The 15,252-nt window shown below is 44.3% G+C and carries 13 protein-coding genes; 12 read left to right on the forward strand and 1 reads right to left on the reverse strand.

Annotated elements, in window-relative coordinates:
* Window positions 1–91 precede the first annotated feature (91 nt).
* Complete coding sequence (locus BTR1S_RS05865) at window positions 92–2,032, forward strand: PTS fructose transporter subunit IIABC (protein ID WP_029418834.1); 1,941 nt, start codon at window positions 92–94, stop codon at window positions 2,030–2,032.
* A gap of 15 nt (window positions 2,033–2,047) precedes the next feature.
* Window positions 2,048–2,995: a mannose-6-phosphate isomerase, class I gene (gene manA / locus BTR1S_RS05870; protein ID WP_006637121.1), complete on the forward strand. Its 948-nt coding sequence runs from the start codon at window positions 2,048–2,050 to the stop codon at window positions 2,993–2,995.
* Window positions 2,996–3,053: 58 nt separating this feature from the next.
* Here manA and sigZ read toward each other — a convergent pair whose 3' ends face one another.
* Window positions 3,054–3,584, reverse strand: coding sequence for an RNA polymerase sigma factor SigZ (gene sigZ / locus BTR1S_RS05875; RefSeq protein ID WP_006637120.1), 531 nt, complete (start codon window positions 3,582–3,584; stop codon window positions 3,054–3,056).
* Between the two features lie 153 nt (window positions 3,585–3,737).
* Between sigZ and BTR1S_RS05880 the strand changes: the two genes are divergently transcribed.
* The 10 genes from BTR1S_RS05880 (at window position 3,738) to BTR1S_RS05925 (ending at window position 15,198) form a co-directional block, all read left to right on the forward strand.
* Window positions 3,738–4,718, forward strand: a complete 981-nt coding sequence (locus BTR1S_RS05880; protein ID WP_006637119.1) for an aldo/keto reductase — start codon at window positions 3,738–3,740, stop codon at window positions 4,716–4,718.
* A gap of 573 nt (window positions 4,719–5,291) precedes the next feature.
* Window positions 5,292–5,483: a hypothetical protein gene (locus tag BTR1S_RS05885; RefSeq protein ID WP_006637117.1), complete on the forward strand. Its 192-nt coding sequence runs from the start codon at window positions 5,292–5,294 to the stop codon at window positions 5,481–5,483.
* The gene (locus BTR1S_RS05890) at window positions 5,455–7,158 is read left to right on the forward strand and encodes an acyl-CoA dehydrogenase FadE (protein ID WP_029418835.1); all 1,704 of its coding nucleotides are present in this window, start codon (window positions 5,455–5,457) and stop codon (window positions 7,156–7,158) included. Before BTR1S_RS05885 ends, BTR1S_RS05890 begins: the two co-directional genes overlap by 29 nt.
* A gap of 15 nt (window positions 7,159–7,173) precedes the next feature.
* Window positions 7,174–8,061, forward strand: a complete 888-nt coding sequence (locus BTR1S_RS05895) for an NAD(P)-dependent oxidoreductase (RefSeq protein ID WP_006637115.1) — start codon at window positions 7,174–7,176, stop codon at window positions 8,059–8,061.
* 18 nt (window positions 8,062–8,079) lie between these two features.
* Window positions 8,080–9,534 carry a CoA-acylating methylmalonate-semialdehyde dehydrogenase gene (locus tag BTR1S_RS05900; RefSeq protein ID WP_006637114.1) on the forward strand — a complete coding sequence of 485 codons (1,455 nt, stop codon included), beginning with the start codon at window positions 8,080–8,082 and terminating at the stop codon, window positions 9,532–9,534.
* Between the two features lie 78 nt (window positions 9,535–9,612).
* Window positions 9,613–10,398: an enoyl-CoA hydratase-related protein gene (locus tag BTR1S_RS05905; protein ID WP_029418836.1), complete on the forward strand. Its 786-nt coding sequence runs from the start codon at window positions 9,613–9,615 to the stop codon at window positions 10,396–10,398.
* Between the two features lie 16 nt (window positions 10,399–10,414).
* Complete coding sequence (locus BTR1S_RS05910; RefSeq protein ID WP_029418837.1) at window positions 10,415–11,479, forward strand: enoyl-CoA hydratase/isomerase family protein; 1,065 nt, start codon at window positions 10,415–10,417, stop codon at window positions 11,477–11,479.
* Between the two features lie 245 nt (window positions 11,480–11,724).
* The gene (locus BTR1S_RS05915; RefSeq protein ID WP_029418838.1) at window positions 11,725–12,129 is read left to right on the forward strand and encodes a hypothetical protein; all 405 of its coding nucleotides are present in this window, start codon (window positions 11,725–11,727) and stop codon (window positions 12,127–12,129) included.
* 1,178 nt (window positions 12,130–13,307) lie between these two features.
* Entirely contained in the window at window positions 13,308–13,475 is a 168-nt protein-coding gene (locus tag BTR1S_RS21660; RefSeq protein ID WP_411803184.1) for a hypothetical protein, read from the forward strand.
* Window positions 13,476–13,701: 226 nt separating this feature from the next.
* Window positions 13,702–15,198: a nitrate/nitrite transporter gene (locus BTR1S_RS05925; protein WP_029418839.1), complete on the forward strand. Its 1,497-nt coding sequence runs from the start codon at window positions 13,702–13,704 to the stop codon at window positions 15,196–15,198.
* Window positions 15,199–15,252: the final 54 nt, after the last annotated feature.

The raw sequence follows: 15,252 nt of genomic DNA on the forward strand, positions 1-15,252 counted from the left end.
AAAACGGCGCTTTTATCTTCATGATTTTGATATACAGTAGTTACAAGGCCTACTACAATTCATGAATATATTGTGCCAAAGGAGGATTGACATGAAACTGTTAGCGATTACATCATGTCCAAACGGAATTGCCCACACGTATATGGCAGCAGAAAACCTGCAAAAAGCAGCCGGCAAACTGGGCGTTCAAATGAAAGTTGAAACCCAGGGCGGCATCGGAGTGGAAAACGAGCTGACCGAACAAGACATTCGCGAAGCAGACGCGATTATTATCGCCGCGGACCGCTCTGTCAGCAAAGACCGTTTTATCGGAAAGAAACTGTTGGCGGTCGGTGTTCAGGACGGTATCCGCAAACCTGAAGAATTAATCAAAAGGGCATTAAAAGGTGATATCCCGGTTTATCAATCAGGCTCAACATCGCCTGCCGCCAATCAAAATGAAGAGAAAAAACAAAATCCGATTTACCGTCATTTAATGAACGGTGTGTCTTTTATGGTACCATTCATTGTCGTCGGCGGATTGTTAATCGCGGTTGCACTCACGCTCGGAGGCGAGAAGACGCCGAAAGGTTTAGTCATCCCGGACGATTCTTTTTGGAAAACCATTGAGCAAATCGGAAGCGCTTCCTTCACATTCATGATTCCGATTTTAGCCGGATATATTGCCTACAGCATCGCTGATAAACCCGGACTTGTCCCGGGTATGATCGGCGGATATATTGCAGCGACGGGTAGTTTTTACGGCAGTGCAAGCGGCGCCGGTTTCCTCGGCGGTATTATCGCAGGATTTTTGGCAGGATATGCCGCACTGGGAATCAAAAAATTAAAAGTCCCAAAAGCGATTCAGCCGATTATGCCGATTATTATTATTCCGGTGCTGTCCTCGCTCATTGTCGGATTGGCATTTGTATTCTTGATCGGCGCTCCGGTAGCGCAAGTGTTTGAATCTTTGACGGTTTGGCTGGCGGGCATGCAAGGATCCAGCTCGATCCTTCTGGCATTGATTTTGGGCGCCATGATTTCATTTGATATGGGCGGCCCCGTAAACAAAGTGGCATTCCTGTTTGGCTCGGCCATGATCGGTGAAGGAAATTACGAAATCATGGGACCGATTGCCGTCGCCATTTGTATACCGCCGATCGGCCTGGGGATTGCAACGTTTTTAGGAAAAAGAAAATTCCAGGCGTCAGAAAGAGAAATGGGGAAAGCATCATTTACGATGGGTCTGTTCGGCATCACTGAGGGGGCCATCCCATTTGCAGCGCAAGATCCGCTGCGCGTGATCCCGAGCATCATGGCAGGTTCCATGACAGGCTCTGTGATCGCCATGATCGGCAATGTGGGGGACAGAGTGGCCCACGGCGGACCAATAGTCGCGGTGCTAGGAGCAGTCGATCATGTACTGATGTTTTTCATTGCCGTTATTGCCGGATCTCTTGTCACTGCTTTTTTAGTCAATGTGCTGAAAAAAGATATTCCCGGAGCAGACGATGTGAAAAGTGAAGCCGCAGCGGCGAAAGACATGCCGCAGCAGGAGATTCAAACGGAAAGCAAACAAATTGAAATGCCGGAAATCCAAAAGCTGACTGACATCACCGGCACAGAATTGATCGAACCAACATTATCTGGTGAAACCCGGGACGACATCATTGATGAAATGATTCAAAAATTGTCCCGTGCTGGCGTCCTGCATTCAGCAAGCGAATTTAAACAAGCGATTTTGAATCGCGAACAAGAGAGCACTACGGCAATTGGAATGAATATTGCGATTCCGCACGGAAAATCGGACGCAGTAAAAAGACCAACTGTAGCATTTGGAATCAAGCGTTCCGGAGTAGATTGGAAAAGCCTTGATGGAACAAAGGCGAAATTAATTTTTATGATCGCCGTACCGAAAGAAAGTGAAGGGAACGAACATTTAAAACTTCTGCAAATGCTGTCGCGAAAACTGATGGATGACAACTATCGGGAACGATTGCTGGCAGTCAAAACAAAAGAAGAAGCTTACAAGCTATTGAATGAAATCGTATAAAGCGGGGGATTTTTGATGGCGACGGAACCATTATTTTTTGAACCGATTTTCAAAGAAAGAATATGGGGCGGCAACGCTTTAACCTCTTTCGGCTATGACATTCCATCAGAACGAACGGGGGAATGCTGGGCTTTTGCCGCACATCAAAACGGACAAAGCGTTGTACAAAACGGAACGTACAACGGGCTCACACTGAGCGAATTATGGGAACATCACCGGCATTTATTCGGACACCTTGAGGGAGACCGCTTTCCTCTTCTGACGAAAATGCTGGACGCAGCTCAAGACTTATCCGTTCAAGTGCACCCGAATGACGAATACGCAAATGCTCACGAAAACGGGGAGCTCGGAAAAACGGAATGCTGGTATATCATTGATTGCCAAAAAGACGCGGAAATCATTTATGGCCATCACGCAAAATCAAAGGAAGAACTGAAAGCGATGATACAGCTTGAAAAATGGGACAGGCTCTTGAGGCGAGTAAAGGTGAAGCCGGGAGATTTCTTCTATGTACCAAGCGGAACCGTACATGCGATCGGGAAAGGCATTCTCATTTTAGAGACGCAGCAGAATTCTGATACAACCTACAGATTATACGATTATGACAGAAAAGATGCGGAAGGAAATCTGCGCGAGCTCCATTTGGAAAAAAGCATTGAAGTGATAGACGTTCCATCTGCGCCGCATCAGCCGGCAGTTCATACTGAAAAAACGGATGATCTCCATGTAACCACATTTATCGAATGTCGCTATTTTTCTGTGGAAAAGTGGGATTTATCCGGATCAGCGGGATTCAAACAGGAAAAGCCGTTCCTCCTCACGAGCGTCATCAAAGGAGAAGGCTCCATCATATCCGGCGAAAATGAATATGTCTTCAAAAAAGGCGATCATATTTTACTGCCACACGGGTTTGGAGAATTCGAACTTTCCGGACATGCCCAATTTATCGTTTCAAGCCTGTAAATAAACCGGTTCCTTTATTCGAAGGAACCGGTTTTTTATTTTCTCAATGGCGCTCCGGCTATTCCTTCATAATTCGAAAATCGATGATATTTCCATATCGATCAGATTCGATATGACAGCATCTCATCATCAGCTGTTTTAGTTTTTCCCGTCCCCGCTGCACCCTTGATTTTGCCCCGGAATATGAAATGTCCATTTTTTCGCATAAGTCTTTTTGGGATAATCCTTGGATTTCGGTCAGTTCGAGCGCCACCCGATATTTCTCCGGCAGTTTTTTTATACTGGAGCGGATACATGCAGCCGCTTCCTTTGTAAAGTTTTCTTCATCGGCTTCATCGCTGAATTCAATATGATCAGGAAGTTGATCAATTGATCTTTCTGTTCGGTAAAAATCGATGATGCTATTCCGGGCAATCCGGTAGATCCAGCCGCGGATGCTTTGTTCATCCTTTAGACCCGGAAGATGAATTTGGATTTTCATAAACACGATTTGCAATATATCATCAACCATCGATTGGTCACGGACTCTTGACGCGATAAATTTTTTTAAAGGCTCATGATATCTATTCCATAGATCTTCTACATTCACTTGAAAATCCTCCTGTTTAACCATTTCTTTATTTTTTTGCGTCCATATCAAAGCTGCTTCGTCTTTTAATCGTAACAGGAAGTTGGAAGGTTGTTGAATAAATTTGCTTGCAGCAAGACCTGCTACAAAAAATGATATAAGGAGAGGTTTGTTTTGGAGTATACCTTTTTAGGAAGGACAGGAATGCGTGTCAGCCGTTTGTGTTTGGGGACGATGAATTTTGGAGTCGATACAGATGAAAAGACCGCGTTCCGTATCATGGATGAAGCGCTCGATAGCGGCATTAATTTTTTTGATACTGCCAATATCTACGGCTGGGGCGAGAACGCAGGATTGACAGAGAGCATTATTGGAAAATGGTTTGCCCAAGGGGGACAGCGCCGCGAGAAAGTCGTTCTGGCAACAAAAGTATATGAACCGATTTCAGATCCGAATGACGGACCAAACGATGTGAGGGGCTTGTCTCTTTACAAAATCAGACGGCATCTGGAAGGATCGCTGAAGCGGCTTCAGACAGATCATATCGAATTATACCAAATGCACCATATCGATCGGCGGACGCCGTGGGATGAAATATGGGAAGCCTTTGAGAGCCAGGTTCGATCAGGCAAGGTCGACTATATCGGCTCAAGCAACTTTGCAGGCTGGCACTTGGTCAAGGCGCAGGCGGCAGCCGAGAAACGGAATTTCATGGGGTTAGTCACAGAGCAGCATAAATATAGTTTATTAGAGCGGACGGCGGAAATGGAGGTATTACCGGCGGCGCGGGATCTCGGCCTTGGCGTAGTGGCGTGGAGCCCGCTTGCAGGAGGGCTTCTCGGAGGCCGTGCACTGAAAGGAGCCGCCGGAACCCGAACATCCCAGAGGGCGGACTTAATCGAAAAGCACCGTGCACAGCTTGAGAGATTTTCGGCTTTATGCAAGGAGCTGGGGGAGAAAGAAGCCTATGTCGCTTTGGCATGGGTGCTGGCAAATCCGGCATTGACCGCTCCAATCATCGGCCCAAGAACAGTAGACCAGCTGCGGGACACTGTCAGAGCGGTTGAAATCATTCTGGATGAGAACGTCATCAGCGAGCTGAATGACATTTTCCCCGGACCTGGTGGGGAAACACCTGAAGTATACGCTTGGTAGGAGCAGGGCTTTTCAATTAAAAAATGATTTTAGCAAAACGATCATTTGTTGAACTGATATTTCCGAAAAACCCATTTTGATGATGCTTTATCAAAATGGGTTTTTTCTTACAGAACAATTGCGATTTCATGTAAATAAAGCAAAAGAAAAGCTTATAGGTCTCCATTTCACTTGCGGGCTCGCCGAAGGGGATGCCGGCTAAATTAATAAAGTTGTCATGATCACAGGTTGATAGGAGAGGCGGCTCTTCCATTTAAAGCTGCAATTTTGCCTTATCGATAGCATCGTATTCATTGCCCCCGGTGATAACAAGGTAATGTACGTTTATGCACACTTCATCACCTGATGGGGGATCGGGAAGCAGATCACAAAAGACCATCAGTCGGCAGGAAAGGTTGGCAAGCCTTAAGAATATAACCAAGCCTGTAGCAGTAAAATAAATGCAACCGCAAAAACATTTGGAAACTTTCCAATTATTTGATATGCTTAGTTTGGAAACAAAATTGAACATCAAGAGCTTTGGAAGATTTAAGGTTAGTCGGTCTAACGAAATGCAAACCAGAAGCAAGCAATATGACTCAATATCCAACTCCGAATAAAGAAATGGCAAAAGACCTTAGCGTAAAAACACACCATAGAAGAGAAGGCGATGTTTCGCAGCACGAAATAAATGTAAGCGGATACATCACCTTTTTATCACAGCTTTTATTCATGAATGAAAGCGAGGCGGAAAGCGATGGGCAAAGCGGAAGTTCAACGGAATGAACCCTTCATGTTTCATCATGAATCAGCCGCTGAAGTATTTACTTCAGACGATTTTAACGAAGAAGAACAACTCATTTCAAAAACGACAGAATTATTTGTCAGAAACGAAGTCATGCCCTTACTCGAATCGATTGATCAGCATGATCACGAGAGTGTAAAAAAATTGTTTCAAAAAGCGGGAAATCTAGGCTTGCTCAGTATCGAAGTGCCGGAAGAATATGGCGGCCTGTCTCTGAACAAGAAGCTTTCAGGGCTTGTAGCCGAGAAGATGGGGGCCGGCGGATCGTTCAGCGTCTCCTTTAATATTCATGCAGGTGTCGGGACATTGCCGTACATTTATTATGGAACAGAAGAACAAAAACAAAAATACCTCCCAAAGCTCGCGACGGGAGAATGGATCGGAGCATATGCCCTAACAGAGCCTAACGCAGGATCAGACGCTTTAAACGCAAAAACGACGGCCGTTTTGAATGAGCAAGGAACCGCCTGGATTTTAAATGGCGAAAAACAGTGGATTACAAACGCTCAAGTGGCTGATGTCTATGTCGTCTTTGCGAAAACGGCGGAAGGCATGACCGCATTTATCGTAGAGCGGTCGTTCAAAGGCGTCTCGATTGGACCTGAAGAGAAAAAGATGGGGATAAAAGGTTCTTCAACAGCAACCTTAATCTTGGAAGACGTCACAATACCGGTCGAGAATGTTCTCGGAAAAGTCGGAAAAGGTCATCATGTCGCCTTGAACATTTTAAACATGGCGCGATTAAAGCTGGCGTTTTCGAACATTGGAACATCAAAACAGGCTTTGATGCTTGCCGTGAACCACGCCAAACAGCGTAAACAGTTTGACAGGCCCATCATCAGTTTTTCGATGATTCAAGAAAAAATTGCGGATATGGCGATTTCGATTTATGGAGCGGAAAGCGCCGCCTACAGGACGGCGGACAGCTTGGACCATGTTTTTGATTCTGCCGATCCATTAAACGAAAGATTGAAAAAACTAGCAAACTATGCGTCCGAATGTGCGATCAATAAAGTAAACTGCTCCGAAGTGCTCGACCGGGCCGCAGACGAGGCGGTGCAGATTCACGGCGGCTACGGATACATGCAGGAGTATGAAGTGGAACGATTGTATCGGGATGCGCGGATCAGCCGGATTTTCGAAGGAACAAACGAAATAAACCGTCTGACGATCGCAAAATTTTTGATGAAAGAGATGCAACAAAAAAGCGGCACAAAGCCTGAAACCTCATTAAGCCGAAACCGGCAATTCCTTTACTTGTCCTACCAGCTTCTCAACAAATCTCTGAATGCACTGATATATTCTAACATTGATATTCAGCAGGAACAGGAATACTCACGGCTGCTCGCCGACATAAAGAAAGGAATCTATGTGATGGAATCCGTTGTCATGCGAACGGAAAAAGCGATCCAAAAGAATGGGAAAGAAAAAGAACGGTTGAAAGAGATGATGACAAACGTCATATGTGAAGAAGGGTTTCGCAAAATTAAAGAGATGACGGTGTCTGTTTTATCAGGGGCAGAATCAGATGAAACCGAAAGAAAACTCATATTGGAAGAGATTCATAGCCTTCCTGTCCCCCTCTTCAGCGACCTGTTTATTCAAAAACGTGAAATCGCAGAAATCATAGCCGATCATGAAAAATATATAGTGTGAACGGAGTGAAGTCTTGTGAAAAAAATCGGATTTATCGGTTTGGGAAACATGGGTCTGCCTATGTCGCGAAATCTGCTTTTGGCAAACTTTACTGTGTATGGAATGGACCTCAGCAAAGAAGCTGAGATGTCCTTCCATCAAGCAGGAGGAACGATCGGCCTTCCGGTTGAAAAAATGGTTGAATTATGTGACGTCATCCTTACGAGCCTTCCTTCGTCAAACGCAGTAGAAAAGGTTTTTCTAGGGGAAAAGGGACTCGTCAACCTGGCTGAACCCGGCATCCTGCTGATCGATACGAGCACGGTCACTCCTGAACTGAATCACCGGATTGAAAAGGCGGCCAGACATAAAGGCGTTGATTTTCTCGCGGCGCCTGTCAGCGGCGGTGTGATCGGGGCGAAAAACCGGACGCTTACCTTTATGGTAGGGGGTGCGAAGTCCGCTTTCGATAAGGCCATGCCTGTTTTTAACGCAATGGGCGAAAATATTTTTCATGTGAATGAGAACATTGACAGCGGAACGAACACAAAGCTGATCAACAATCTCTTAATCGGGTTTTATACAGCCGGTGTCAGTGAAGCTCTGCATCTTGCAAAACATAGCAATCTGGATCTTGATCGGCTGTTTGAGATGCTCAACGTCAGCTATGGGCAGAGCCGTATCTATGAACGCAACTATAAAAGTTTCATAGCAGATGATCACTTTGAACCCGGGTTTTCTTTAAAGCTGCTGCTCAAAGACCTCGGCTTTGCACTGGATTTAGCCAAAAAGAACAATGTGGAACTGCCGGTGAGCAAAATCCTTTTTGACCTATATGAAGAAGCCGAAAAGAGCGGATACGGCGAAAAGGATATGTCTGTCTTATACAAAAAAATAAGCGGACAAACGACAACTTTTTCGTAAGGAAAGGTGAGAAAGCAAATGATAACAACCAATGCAAAAAAAATGAAAAACAATATCAATGGAGAATGGGTGGATTCTACAGGCACCGAATCAGAAGAAGTGATCAACCCTGCTAACGGAAAGATCATCGCCTATGTGCCTCTATCTACGAGAGCAGATGTAGATCGGGCCGCACAGGCTGCCCAACATGCTTATCAGGCTTGGTCATTGGTGCCCGTCCCCAACCGGACAAGACTGCTATACAAATACCTGCAGCTTCTGCAAGAGCAAAAAGAACAATTGGCTGACATCATTACGATGGAAAACGGCAAAACATTAAAGGATGCCCGCGGAGAAGTGCAGCGGGGAATCGAAGTCGTTGAGCTTGCGACCGCTACACCTACTTTAATGATGGGAGAATCCCTGCCCGCGATCGCAAACGGCATCGATGGATCGATTTGGCGCTATCCATTGGGAGTCGTTGCCGGTATTACGCCATTTAATTTTCCGATGATGGTTCCCCTGTGGATGTTTCCACTCGCGATCGCGTGCGGAAACACGTTTGTCCTGAAAGCTTCGGAACGGACGCCTATTCTTGCCGAGAAACTTGTCGAGCTGTTCTATAAATCTGGTTTTCCAAAAGGAGTCCTGAACCTTGTCCATGGTGGGAAAGAAGTCGTAAACGGTTTATTGGAGAATGAAGATATCAAAGCCATTTCCTTCGTTGGTTCAGAGCCGGTCGCAAGGTATGTGTACCAAACGGGTACAGCTAACGGAAAACGCGTTCAGGCACTTGCCGGAGCTAAAAACCATGCGATTGTCCTGGCGGATTGCCATCTTGAAAAATCGGTTCAAGGCATCATTGGAGCGGCTTTCGGCAGCAGCGGGGAACGCTGTATGGCATGCTCTGTGGCTGCGGTCGTTGATGAAATCGCCGATGAATTCATGGAGTTGCTCGTTTCTGAAACGCGAAAGCTGAAAACAGGAGACGGCAGATCCGAGGATCACTTTGTCGGTCCGCTGATCCGTGAAGTCCACAAAAACCGCGTCCTAGATTATATCGACAGCGGCATACAAGAAGGAGCCGCTTTAGCCGTTGACGGACGCGATCCGGATGTTCAGGAAGGATACTATGTGGGAGCCACGATTTTCGATCACGTGACACCTGACATGAAAATCTGGCAGGACGAAATTTTCGCTCCGGTATTGAGCGTCGTCCGGGTAAAAGACCTTGACGAGGGGATCGAACTCGCCAATCAATCCAAATTTGCCAACGGTGCTGTCATCTATACGTCGAGCGGCAAAAGCGCCCAGCAGTTCCGCGACAAAATCGATGCCGGCATGATCGGCGTCAATGTCAATGTACCGGCTCCAATGGCGTTCTTCTCGTTCGCAGGGAACAAAGCCTCATTCTATGGAGATCTTGGGACAAACGGAAAAGACGGCATCCAATTTTACACACGTAAAAAAGTCGTCACCGAACGCTGGTTCTAACCTTTAACATACGCCCCCTCTAATAGCTGGATAAAGACCTTTAGGGGGGCTTTTTGATTTATACTGGAGGGATAAATCTTGAGCTATAAATACGTAACGCTTAAAAAAGAACATTTTATCACGACTGTCACACTGAACAATCCGCCGGCAAATACATTATCTTCTTCCTGTATCGCCGAATTGCGATCACTATTTCAGGAACTGGCCGCAGATGATGATACAAGAGCGGTTATTATCACAGGAGAGGGCCGCTTTTTTGTGGCGGGAGCGGACATAAAAGAATTCGTATCAAAATTAGGGGATCAGGAACAAGGCTTGGCCCTCGCCGAAGGAGGCCAGGCGCTTTGTGATGAAATCGAAGCGTTAAAAAAACCCGTCATCGCCGCGATAAACGGACCGGCTCTTGGCGGAGGACTTGAACTGGCGATGAGCTGTCATTTCAGAATCGTATCAGATGAGGCGATAGTAGGGCTGCCGGAATTAAAGCTCGGTCTGATCCCTGCGTTTGGAGGTACACAGCGGCTTCGCAATATAACAGGGACTGCCACAGCACTTGATCTCATCCTTACAAGCCGAACACTTTCAGCTCATGATGCGGTAGAGCTTAAGATCGCGCAGCTGGCCGTGAAGAAAGAGGAGCTGTTAAAGACGGCAACTGCTGTCGCGGCGTCATTTATAGAAGGAAAAAGCATGACAAGTGTCATGCGCGCAGTGGAATGTATTATACAGGGCAGCAACGAAAGCATGGAACAAGGGCTGGAAAGGGAACGAAAAAGATTTGCCGAGCTGTTTTTGACTTCCGATGCTAAAGAAGGAATTCACGCATTCGTCGAGAAACGCAAACCAGACTTTCATCATTCATAAAAGGAGGGGGATCAAGATGTCCGACGACGTTTTATATTCCGTCAACCAGCACGGTACCGCAACCATTGTTTTGAACCGCCCGAAAGCGCTCAACTCACTCACTTATGACATGGTCCGTGTGATTGGCGAAAAGTTAACAGAATGGAAGACAGATCATAACGTTTCTGTCGTCGTCATAAAAGGCGCAGGTGCAAAAGGGCTTTGTGCCGGCGGTGACATTAAAACGCTCTATAAAGCCCGCTCGTCCAAACAAGCTTTGCATGATGCAGAGCGATTTTTCGAAAAAGAATATGAGGTCGACAAGGCCGTCTATCGATTTCCGAAGCCGATCATCGCTTGCCTGGACGGGATCGTCATGGGCGGAGGGGTAGGCCTGACATATGGAGCCAGCCACAGGATTGTGACGGAGAGGACGAAATGGGCGATGCCGGAAATGAATATCGGGTTCTTTCCGGATGTCGGTGCAGCCTATTTTTTAAACAAAGCCCCAGGTCACGTCGGACGCTACCTTGGACTAACGGCGTCTGTCATTCGCGCTGCTGATGTGCTGTTTATAAACGGTGCAGACACCTATATGGAGAGCGATGCTTTAGAGCGCTTGATCAAACAAGTGGAATATACGAACTGGCGCCTTGTCAACGTTAAAGAAACGCTTGAACAGATGATCAAGGAATTTCAAGCGGAACCGCCTCAAGAAAGCAAGCTCGCTCCTGATCAAGACGCGATTGATCATCATTTTAGGTTTGATACGTTGGAAGAGATCCTTCAATCGCTCGAAAACGAAGGAAGCGGCTTTAGCGTGAATGTGAAGAAACTTCTTCTTTCCAAGTCGCCATTTTCATTAAAAGTCGCCTTAAAACAGCTGGTCGACGGCAAACAAAAAACGATGGAAGAATGCTTTGCTACAGATCTGCTGCTGGCAAAGAACTTTTTGAGACATAAAGATTTCTTTGAAGGCGTACGGTCTGTCCTCATCGATCGTGATCAATCACCAAACTATGAGTATCAGCACGTTTCAGATGTAACCGATGATGAGGTGAATCAGTTCTTTCAACCTTCTGAAACTGTCCGTCGGAGCTGACCTTTGATGTCAGCTCTGTTTTTGTTGTGGGTTTAACCCTTTGAGATCTTAGCGCTTGCACTTAAAGTCAACTGTAAACATGACGATGAATCATGCAGAAAAATTTTAATAATCCACTTACATTCAAGTTTACTTGCTGCCTAGTTAAGTTTCGTTTATCGGTCTTTTTTAAATCGCAATTTTTCGGTATTAATATCCACCTTTGGAATATGAATACTAACAAAATATGGTTGGAGGTTGATAACATGAAGACTGGAAAATCAGGCAAGTTCCTCATGTCACTTTTGATCGCTATAATGACGGTTTTATCCTTTCATACCGCATCTGCACACGCTGCACCAGACGCCATTAAGCCAAGCGAATGCTCAACTCATATCTTCACCGTTTACGACGAAACAGTTGGCATTGGCGATATTGGCCATTCGCGTTTCTATTGTGGCAGTATAAACAACGGTGTTCCAATTGAGTTTTCCGATGCCGATTTAGAAATTGCTGTTGACAATCCCCATATTCTTCATGCCTATGCCAATCCAAGCTTGAACTCGGTGGACTTTGAAGGACTCGAAAAAGGGGATGCGGAGGTCACGATTTACTGGAAAAACAAGCCTGAGGGCACAAAGTACACATTTTTATTGGTGCAGGTAAAATAATTGGCAAGGCTTGCCGCTGTAAGTATAAAAACCTTGATTGGCTGTGCGCCTTATCGCAGCGGGCGCGCAAATGATATACTCATGAAAATCGTTTGCATTTGGTTTATCGTAGCCCGCCGGGTAAGTGAAAGTTATGTTATAGAGAGTATATAAGAAACGATAATACAAGCCGCACCGACGTGTTTATTCACAAAACGAACCTCTTTTCAAATGATATGGGTGTAAGAAAGACGCCAAACAGAATGAGGGTGATGCTCAAACATCACCCTTTTTATCATTTCCTGAATCAATCGAATCAAAAACATCACCCTAATCAAAAAAAGGAGGGAATATTGTGCTTGATGAGAAAACAATTAATTGCGAAATCGACCGCTCCAATATTAAAGGATCATAGTCATGAAATCGGTAAACATTTTTATGAATTATTATTTTCAAATTGATCAGCGGCGGCGTTGGGATTACACCGCTACTAAGCATGTTGCATACGATCGTTTTACAACAACAAGAAAGACTATTCACTCAGCAAAGAACAGCGAATTTCACGCATTTATAGAATACGCGGCCGAATTGGCGGAACAGCATCCGAATATCCGTTCATTTCATTTATATGCTATGAAGCCCCCGCCTCCCTGCAAAACTTTAAAACGGGAGGTTTTGAAAAAGTGAAATAGTAATAACTAAAGTTGATAAAGAGCCTAGAGATATCAAGGACACAATTTTTCGGTTGTTTTGCTTTTTTGAAGGTTTACTTAGTTCATGGGTTAATGCGCCCCATAAAAGCATGGATGCTAAAATAATAATACTCATATACATTTTAATCCTCCCTTTCTTATATTTTTATAGTTTTAACATTTGTCATCGATTTTACCACATTTAGGATTGAGAAGTCGATGAAATAAGGATCTCTACCTCATTCGCAGATTTTTAAATCATGATAAAATTCTATATTTGTTATTTGATTGTTAATATAAGTAATCTAAATCAGTGTTTAAGTTGTCATTCATGCTGTCATCTCCTTTATACAGCGATGTCTGTGATAGCAAATTTTTGATACCAAAAAATCGGTTTAATTCTGAAAACTCTTCGAAAACCCCTTGCAAAGAACAGCAAAAACACTGATATTTTGCGCTTTTGTGTTTTTCTTGGCCTTTATATTTATATAGGAAGGTTATATTAACTTGGAATGGCTGCAATCCATTCTTCCAGACAAGGATGCTGATTTTTATTTTTGCGGGCCGATTTCCTTTATGAAGGCTATTAACAATGCGCTGAAGCAATGGGGTGTGCCGAAAAACAACATCCACTATGAAGTATTTAACCCGATCGCTATTTTAGGAGAAGAATGAACTGAGCCTCACCCTGTTACAGCTTTTTTGGTTTCCGCATATCTTTACCATTCGTGAACATCGCCGCCCCTGGAATATTTCATTTGCAAAACTAATAGTCCTGCGAAAGAAGTTGAAATTGTCGTAGAAGGGGGGCTTCTTTATTAAACGAGTGGAAATAAATGCATAACAGCCAATGATTTGGGGATATTGAAAATACATAAAATGATAAGAAAGGGCATCCAAAATGAAACGAACTAAAATCCAGCTGCCTCTTCAAACATTGAGCCTAATTGTGGGGTTTATGGTATGGGTTGTGATTTCCTCATTAATGACATATATCAAAGAAGATATCTCCCTGTCATCAATTCAATTATCATGGGTGACGGCCATTCCGGTCATTCTCGGATCTGTTCTTCGGGTGCCGATTGGTTATTGGACGAATCGATTTGGAGCGAAGCTGATTCTTTTTATAAGCCTCTTATTTTTAATACTGCCCGTCTATTATTTAAGTCTGGCCGACTCTTTTACTGATTTATTAATATCCGGTCTTTTTTTAGGGGTTGGAGGAGCGATATTTTCGGTCGGTGTTACTTCTTTACCGAAGTACTATCCAAAAGATCGGCATGGATTTGTCAATGGAATTTATGGAGTCGGCAATATTGGAACAGCGTTTACTTCGTTTGGAGCACCTGTTCTTGCAAATCAATTAGGCTGGGAAGTTACTGTCAGGCTTTTTCTCATTCCGCTCATTCTATTGGCTGCCCTAAATTTCTTATTGGGGGATAAACATGAACCGAAAGTGAAAACAGCTTTAAAGGAGCAAATCATCAATGTTTATCGGGATGAGAAGCTATGGTTCCTCAGTCTTTTTTATTTTATAACATTCGGCTCATTTGTTGCATTTACCGTATATCTTCCTAATTTTTTAGTAACCCAATTTAAGCTTAGTGAAGTGGATGCAGGATTGCGCACAGCGGGGTTTATCACCATATGCACATTGGTGCGTCCTCTTGGAGGGTGGCTCGGAGATCAATTTAATCCGTTTAAAGTTCTTATCATTGTATTTTCGGGTTTAACTTTCTCAGGTATATTACTGTCTTTTTCCCCAACGATTACATTATATACCGTGGGAGTTTTAACAGTTGCTGTTTGTTCGGGGATTGGAAATGGAACAACGTTTAAACTTGTACCTCTATATTTTTCAAAGCAAGGCGGAATTGTTAACGGAATCGTTTCAGCCATGGGAGGACTTGGGGGATTTTTCCCACCCCTTATTCTAACAACTGTTAATCAGATGACTGGAAATTATGCGATTGGTTTCATGGCATTATCTGAATTTGCTTTAGCAAGCTTAATTATCGTGATATGGATGTTTTATTCAGACAAACTCAGACTGGCGGACAACATCGTTGAAAGCACAGGTCAAGGAGTAATGGTTACAGATACTAAAGGCATGATTCAAAAAGTAAATCCCGCATTTAGTGCCGTAACAGGATACAAAAAAGAAGAAGCTGTCGGCAAAACCCCCCGGCTCTTAAGGTCTGGAAGACATGACAAAAGTTTTTATAAAGCGATGTGGGATGAACTCGAGAAAAACGGATATTGGCAGGGTGAAATTTGGAATAAGCGTAAAAACGGCGAAGAATATCTCGAATGGCTGACAATCAGTGCAGTGGATAACGATGCTGGCGAAGTCATGTATTACGTAGCAATCTTTAGCGATATTTCGCAAACAAAATAAAACAAACTGCAGGGAAGCTTACTGTATACGGGCTTAGTAAAACAATCGAAAGGG

Source organism: Bacillus sonorensis NBRC 101234 = KCTC 13918 (assembly GCF_001592005.1).
Taxonomy (GTDB): Bacteria; Bacillota; Bacilli; order Bacillales; family Bacillaceae; genus Bacillus; species Bacillus sonorensis.

What these genes read in the sequence shown, in the direction of transcription:
- BTR1S_RS05865 (WP_029418834.1), top strand. Translation starts at nt 92, where the DNA reads ATGAAACTGTTAGCGATTACATCATGTCCAAACGGAATTGCCCACACG.
- manA (WP_006637121.1), top strand. Translation starts at nt 2,048, where the DNA reads ATGGCGACGGAACCATTATTTTTTGAACCGATTTTCAAAGAAAGAATA.
- BTR1S_RS05885 (WP_006637117.1), top strand. Translation starts at nt 5,292, where the DNA reads ATGACTCAATATCCAACTCCGAATAAAGAAATGGCAAAAGACCTTAGC.
- BTR1S_RS05890 (WP_029418835.1), top strand. Translation starts at nt 5,455, where the DNA reads ATGGGCAAAGCGGAAGTTCAACGGAATGAACCCTTCATGTTTCATCAT.
- BTR1S_RS05900 (WP_006637114.1), top strand. Translation starts at nt 8,080, where the DNA reads ATGATAACAACCAATGCAAAAAAAATGAAAAACAATATCAATGGAGAA.
- BTR1S_RS05910 (WP_029418837.1), top strand. Translation starts at nt 10,415, where the DNA reads ATGTCCGACGACGTTTTATATTCCGTCAACCAGCACGGTACCGCAACC.
- BTR1S_RS05915 (WP_029418838.1), top strand. Translation starts at nt 11,725, where the DNA reads ATGAAGACTGGAAAATCAGGCAAGTTCCTCATGTCACTTTTGATCGCT.
- BTR1S_RS05925 (WP_029418839.1), top strand. Translation starts at nt 13,702, where the DNA reads ATGAAACGAACTAAAATCCAGCTGCCTCTTCAAACATTGAGCCTAATT.